The organism is Prosthecobacter sp. (assembly GCF_044378005.1).
In the GTDB taxonomy this organism is placed as follows: Bacteria; Verrucomicrobiota; Verrucomicrobiia; order Verrucomicrobiales; family Verrucomicrobiaceae; genus Prosthecobacter.
Map to the genome: position 1 here is coordinate 1 of NZ_JBILYB010000221.1, position 6,564 is coordinate 6,564.

The 6,564-nt window shown below is 61.6% G+C and carries 5 protein-coding genes; 2 read left to right on the forward strand and 3 right to left on the reverse strand.

The window, feature by feature from the left end:
• Window positions 1-59 precede the first annotated feature (59 nt).
• Complete coding sequence (locus AC6FTP_RS24665; RefSeq protein ID WP_497209565.1) at window positions 60-827, reverse strand: lysophospholipid acyltransferase family protein; 768 nt, start codon at window positions 825-827, stop codon at window positions 60-62.
• A gap of 95 nt (window positions 828-922) precedes the next feature.
• Here AC6FTP_RS24665 and AC6FTP_RS24670 point away from each other — a divergent pair, with 95 nt between their 5' ends.
• Complete coding sequence (locus AC6FTP_RS24670; protein ID WP_497209566.1) at window positions 923-1,363, forward strand: 3-hydroxyacyl-ACP dehydratase FabZ family protein; 441 nt, start codon at window positions 923-925, stop codon at window positions 1,361-1,363.
• Between the two features lie 4 nt (window positions 1,364-1,367).
• On the opposite strand, the gene AC6FTP_RS24675 is transcribed toward AC6FTP_RS24670, so the two are convergent.
• Together AC6FTP_RS24675 and AC6FTP_RS24680 are read right to left on the reverse strand one after the other, a co-directional pair.
• Window positions 1,368-3,974 (reverse strand): CPBP family intramembrane glutamic endopeptidase, encoded by a 2,607-nt coding sequence (locus tag AC6FTP_RS24675; RefSeq protein ID WP_497209567.1) that lies wholly within the window; start codon window positions 3,972-3,974, stop codon window positions 1,368-1,370.
• Window positions 3,971-4,711: an ABC transporter ATP-binding protein gene (locus AC6FTP_RS24680; RefSeq protein ID WP_497209568.1), complete on the reverse strand. Its 741-nt coding sequence runs from the start codon at window positions 4,709-4,711 to the stop codon at window positions 3,971-3,973. The genes AC6FTP_RS24675 and AC6FTP_RS24680 overlap by 4 nt, the downstream gene beginning before the upstream one ends.
• A 106-nt stretch (window positions 4,712-4,817) precedes the next feature.
• On the opposite strand from AC6FTP_RS24680, the gene ilvD reads away from it, so the two are divergent.
• Window positions 4,818-6,533, forward strand: coding sequence for a dihydroxy-acid dehydratase (ilvD, locus tag AC6FTP_RS24685; RefSeq protein WP_497209569.1), 1,716 nt, complete (start codon window positions 4,818-4,820; stop codon window positions 6,531-6,533).
• The last annotated feature ends 31 nt before the right edge of the window (window positions 6,534-6,564 follow it).

The window sequence follows — 6,564 nt, forward strand, 5'->3', positions numbered from 1 at the left end:
TCTTCGGCGCCGTGCTCGTCATCTTCGGCACGCGGATGCTCTGGCTTGGCAAAGCCTGATCAGGAGTCGCTCACTCCACATCCGGCATCCAGATAGCTCTGGCGGAGTCGATCGAGGAAAAGCTGCGCATCGTCGTTGGGACCGCAGGTCACGGATTCACCGACGCTGAGTTGGATGCGGATCGGCTCCGTGGGCAGACGCCAGATGGGCCAGCCTTTGCTCAAGTAACGGCTGCTCGTCCGCACGATGATCGGCAGGACGGGCGCGCCTGACTTTCGCGCGATGATCGCCAAGCCGCCGAAGAGCGGATTCATCCGACCATGCTCGGGCCGGGTGCGCGTGCCCTCGGGGAAAAAGAGGATGCGCTCGCCACTGCGCAGCAGCTCGATGCAGTGGCGCAGCATCGGATGCGTCGGTTCATTCGGCACAAAGCCCGCCGCCCTCGCGCCAAAGGTGAGGAGCGGATTGCGCATGAGCGAGGCTTTCAGCACACAGGCCGCCTGGTCCACCTCCGCCAGCACAAAGACCGCGTCCCAGAGCGCCGGGTGATTCGGCGCGAGGATCACGGGACCGAGATGCGCCTTCACACGATCAAAGCCGTGGTAGCTCACCTCAATCACCCCGAACCAGCGCAGGATGCCCGCCACGCCCCGGAACATTTGTTTCAAAACAGCCTGCCCCAGTTCCCGACGACGCGGCTGGCATCTCAGCAGGAGCAAAACATTCACCAGCGGCAGTAGCACGAGCGAGCAGACCGACCAGTAGGCCAGCAAAACCAAGCCTGCGGTGACGAAGCGCAGACGATCCGTCCAGGTGGCACGCTGCAAGTGCGATGATGCGCTCGGGGAAGTCACGCAGGATTCCGAGGGTAGTGGGATTGCCGTTTGTCAGACACAGACTTCATCGCTAAGACGCGGCCAGTATGTCGCAGCCCGCCGATCTTTTCCAAGCCCTTTCCTCCCTTCCGCACGGTCCGTCTTTCCGCTTCGTGGATGAGCTGGTGGAGCTAGTGCCCGGTATCTCCGCCACCGCCCGCTGGACGCTAAAAGGCGACGAAGCCTTCCTCGAAGGCCACTTCCCCGGCCATCCACTGCTGCCCGGCGTGATCATGATCGAGTCACTTGCTCAGCTCGGCGGCGTGCTCGCGCAGAGTGATCGTGGTGACAACCCGCTGCGCAACGTCCGCCTCACCGCCGTGCGCCAGTTCAAGATCCTCGGCAGCATCCCCCCCGGCCAGACATTGACCCTCCACGCCAAGCGTGATGCCGTCATGCCCGGCCTCGTCCAGATCAGCGGAGAGATTTTGACTTCTGATGGCACGAAGCTCGCCAGTGGCAGCATCGTGCTTAGTGGGGAGGAGTGAGTGGTTACTGAAAGAGCACGATCACCGCATTGTAGGCCATGTGCAGTACCACGCAGGGCCACAGACGGCCGCCTTTCTTGAAAAGCCCCGCGTTCACCAGACCGACGGCGAAGACCGGAAGCCAGGCCATCGGCGGATGGTAGATGGCAAAGAAGGCGGCGCTGCCGAGCAGGGCTTTCAGGCCTCCCCACTCACGGTCCAGCGCGCGATAGAGTAGGCCACGGAAAAAGTACTCCTCGGCGAAGGGAGCGAAGCCCACCGCGAGCAGGAACTGCCAGACGACCTGATTTCCAAACTCAGCTTTGATCTTGGCCATCTCTTGCAGGTGCTCTCGCGTGAAGGGCAGCGCCTCCAGCAGCAGGATGTAAAGCAGCGCGGCTCCTGCCAGACAGATACCCGCGAGCGCTGCGCCACCATTGAGCACAGACGTGGGAATCCAGCCGCCTTCACCCGGCCAGAGCCAGATGTCTCGGGCCTTCACCCCGTGGCCGCCCAGGAAGCCGTGCATGATCCACCACGCCAGCAGTCCGACTGCACCATAGACGATGCTGCGAACCATCCACAGATCACTGGCGCTCCCGGCGGCGATGGCGATGCCGGAGACGAGGCCCACCACTTCCACCATCGCGGCGATGCCGATCATGGCGTGCATCAGCGTGGGCGCAGGCGGCAGCTTTTCCGACCATGGATCAAAGAGATGCGGCAGGCGTGCGCGCAGGTTTTGCCACATCGCCGCTGCGGTGAGTGAGGAAAAGACGACCCCGATGATGGCGCTGTGCCAGGCCTGCATCAGCACGCCCGAACCAAAAGCCAGGGTGCCGAGCATGGCCGCCCATTGCCGCCCAGCGGGTGGGCGCTCGATCTCACCTGAGGACGAAGGAGCCATCACCAACGTCACGGATTTCTCTGCCAAACTATGGCTGAAGACGACCCAGCCGACGGCGACGAGGCCGATGCGCCACGCATCCACCGGGAAGATGAAAATCGCCGCCGCGAGGATCATGCCCACGATCCCATTTGCGACGATCCACCAGAGGCGCGCCTTTGCCTTCAGCAGATCCTCCAGCCCGCGCGGCCACGTCAGCGCGATCCACAGCGCGCCGCCTTCCGAGGCCAGCGATCGCGGCCCGAGCACGAGCAGAAAGTAGGTGCCACAGATGATCGCCAGCCCGCACAGGGCATTCCAGTGACTGCCCGCCATCTCCACCACGCCGCGCAGATTGAAGGCCTGAAAAGCACCGATGGTCAGCGGGATGAGCACGACCTGCACGACAGCGCTTTTATCCCGCCAAAACCACAGCAGCTCCTTTCGATACAGCGCATTCCCAGCCAGCCAGCGCGGGCCGAAGTCCGCCTCGAGCAAGCGCGGTTGAGTGGGTGCCCCAGCGCCGCCGCTTTGCAGCCCATGCGCCGTGCCCCACCATGCCAGCCAGCCTGATGCCACACAGATGATGCCCGCCAGCAGCACCCCGGACACGACCACCTGCCAGAGCACCGGCTCAGCGCCCCAGCCGATGACGAGCGCCCGTGCCGGCCATGTCGGCACCCAGGCGCTCAGCTCACCCAGTGTGGACACGAGCCACACCTTCAGACTCCGGGCATTCAGCATGAAAAGCGGCAGCATCATCGCCGCGTAACCCGCCCAGGACATGAGCCCGAGCACGGCCCCTCGATTGCGCACGGAGAGCCGCAGCAGTGCGGCGATCTCCAGCGCCTTGTTCAAACACGAAGCCGCGACGGCGAAGGGCAGACCGATCAACAGCGCGCCCACGAATCCAGCGCCCATGCCGAAGACTTTCCCCAGCACCACCCACCAGAAGATCGGCGCAGAAAAGTAGATCGGGTTCGCCATCAGCGGGGAAAGCATCTCCGCCGCAAAGGCCGCCAAGGGCCGCACCGGATGACTCAGTAGCCATTCCCACATCGGATGCCGCCGCCTCTGGATGTCCAGCTCCAGTCCCTCGCCCTGAAACACGATCATCACCAGCCACCAAAGCAGCATGAAGCCGACAAAGGGCCAGTAGGTGACGGGGATGGAAGCCGGGGCGGAAAACTGATTGGAACCAATGTCTTTTTCATTCTGGAAACCAGCCAGACCGTGCTTTTTGAAATGGTTGATGATGAGCTTTTTGTGGCGTTCCAGCGCTTCGCCTCGGTCGCGTCTTTTTTCACGGGAAACGTCCCTGCCAAAGGCATCCAATTTGTCTGCGTAAACACTTTTATCAAAACTAAGGTGACTCTCTTTCTCAGGCGACATGGCATCTTTTGACATGCGCGCCTCTTCGATCCTGGATCGTAGCTTTTCGAGCCTCTCGGCTTCTTGATACTGCCAGGATACGAGCACTAAACGACCTTCGTTTTCCAGGTTTTCGATCTGGGAAGTCTTCAGCGCTCCCGTGAGCATCCAGCCCAGAGACCCGTGCACAAATCCCATCACGACAACGACGAAGACCATCGCCAGTCCGCCAAGTGTGTCCGAGCTGCTGCCGGTCTTTCGCTTCATCAGCTCGCCTTGGCGCTTTTGCCTGCCAGCGGCTCGCACACGCGCTGCCTTCCACAGCAGGATTAGCGTGGTCCAATTGCCTGTCGGTGGTGGCAGGTCGCTCTTCATGCGTGAGTAGCTCCGTGCGTCAGCTCGATGAAGACCTCCTCCAGCCCGCGTCCGCCGCAGATGTCTGCGAGACTGCCCGTGCGCACGAGTTTCCCGCGTGCGATCACCGCTACATGGCTGCACAGGCGCTCCACCTGATCCATCAGATGTGTGGAGAAGACGATCGTCGTCCCCGCCGCCGCCAGCTCGCGCATCAGGTCAAAGAAGAGCCGCGTGCTTTCCACATCGAGCCCGTTCGTCGGTTCATCCAGCACCAGCAGTGGAGGCTCATGCAGCAGCGCCAGCATCAGCCCGAGCTTCTTTTTCATCCCGCGTGAGTAGTCGTCCGCATACTGATACATCGCCTCCACCATGCCGAGTCGTTTGATCAGCGGCACGAGGCGCAGCATCGCCGCCTTCACATCCAGCCCATGCATCCCAGCGCTCAGCTCCAGCACCTCCCGTCCACTGAGGTAAGAGTAAAAGACCGGCTCATCCGGCAGGAAGCCCACGAGCCGCTTCACCTGCACCCGCTCCTCGAAGCAGTCATGCCCCGCGATGCTCATCCGACCCTGCGTCGCTTTCAAGATGCCCATGAGCAGACGAAAAAGCGTCGTCTTTCCCGCGCCATTCGGGCCGAGCAACCCGCTGATCTGCCCGCGCGGCAGCCTCCACGAGACATCCATCAAGGCAGCCTTGTCACCAAATCGCTTCGTGATGTTTTCGATGATGACTAGAGGCTCAATTTCTTCGGACATGCCGCCAGATGAAACAAAGTCCGTTTAGCAGGTGCGAGCTTTTTCTGTCTCTGGTACTGCCTGCTTGCAGGAATCGCACGCGCCTGCCACGTTGCGTGCTCCTACCATGGCCAAGAAAGCAGCATCCCAGAAACCCGAATCCCTTCACCGCAAACACAGCGCCATCGTCGTCGATGGGGCGGAGCGCGCCGCCAGCCGGGCGATGCTTCATGCGGTCGGATTCAAGCGCGAGGACTTCAAGAAGTCGCAGATCGGCATCGCCAGCACCTGGAGCATGGTGACGCCGTGCAACATGCACATTGATCGCCTCGCCAAGGAATCCGCGAAGGGCGTGGATGCTGCGGGTGGCAAGAGCATCATCTTCAACACCATCACCATCTCCGACGGCATCAGCATGGGCACAGAGGGGATGAAATACTCGCTCGTCTCACGTGAAGTCATCGCAGACTCCATCGAAACCGTCGTCGGCTGCGAGGGCCTGGACGGCTTCGTCGCCATCGGCGGTTGTGACAAAAACATGCCGGGCTGCCTCATGGCCATGGCACGCATGAACCGTCCCAGCGTGTTTGTTTATGGCGGCACGATCCTCCCAGGCTGTGTCGGCCCGGAGAAGAAGGACGCGGACATCGTCACGGTCTTCGAGGCGGTGGGCAAGCACGCCAACTGCCTGATCAGCGAGAAGGAACTCATCGACATCGAAGAGCACTCCATCCCCGGTGAAGGAAGCTGCGGAGGCATGTACACCGCCAACACGATGGCTTCAGCGATTGAAGCTCTCGGCATGAGCCTGCCGAACTCCGGCGCTCAGGCTGCTGTTTCGAACGAGAAGCTGATCGACTGCTTCGACGCCGGCGCTGCCGTCATGAACATGATCAAGCGCGGCATCACGCCTCGCGACATCATGACGAAGGAGGCGTTTGAAAACGCCATCACGCTCATCATCACGCTCGGCGGCAGCACGAACGCCGTTTTGCACCTCATCGCCATGGCGCACAGCGCGGGCGTGAAGCTCGGCATCGAGGACTTCGTCCGCATCGGCAAGAAGACGCCGGTGCTCGCGGACGTGAAGCCGAGTGGCAAATACTTCATGAACGACCTCGTGAAGATCGGCGGCACCGTCCCGCTCATCCGCATCCTGGTGAACGAAGGCCTCATGCACGGCGACTGCCTCACCGTCACCGGCAAGACGATGAAGGAGAACATGAAGAACAGCAAAATCTTCTGGCCCAAGGACCAGCAGATCGTCCGCCCGCTGACCGACCCGATCAAGAAAGACAGCCACCTCGTCATCTTCAAAGGCAACCTCTGCCCCGAAGGTGCCGTCGGCAAAATCTCCGGCAAGGAAGGTCTCAAGTTCGAAGGCAAGGCCATCGTGTTTGAGTCCGAAGAAACTGCGCTGCAGGCCATCCTGAATGACAAGGTCAAGAAGGGCCACGTCATCGTCGTGCGCATGGAAGGCCCCAAAGGCGGCCCAGGGATGCGTGAGATGCTTTCGCCCACCTCCGCCATCATGGGCAAAGGTCTCGGCAAAGACGTCGCCTTCATCACCGATGGACGTTTCAGCGGCGGCAGCCACGGTTTCGTCGTCGGCCATGTGACGCCCGAAGCCTTTGTCGGCGGCCCGATTGCCGTCATCAAGAACGGTGACCCCATCACCATCGACGCCGAGAAGCGCAGCATCACGCTGGGCATTCCTGCCAAGGAACTCAAAGATCGTCTCGCGAAGTGGAAGCAGCCGAAGCCGCGCTACACGCGTGGTGTGCTGGCGAAGTATGCCAAGCTCACGAGCGATGCCAGCCACGGCGCGGTGACGGATTTGTAGAACGAGTTTTCAACTCGTAAACTGGTGGGGC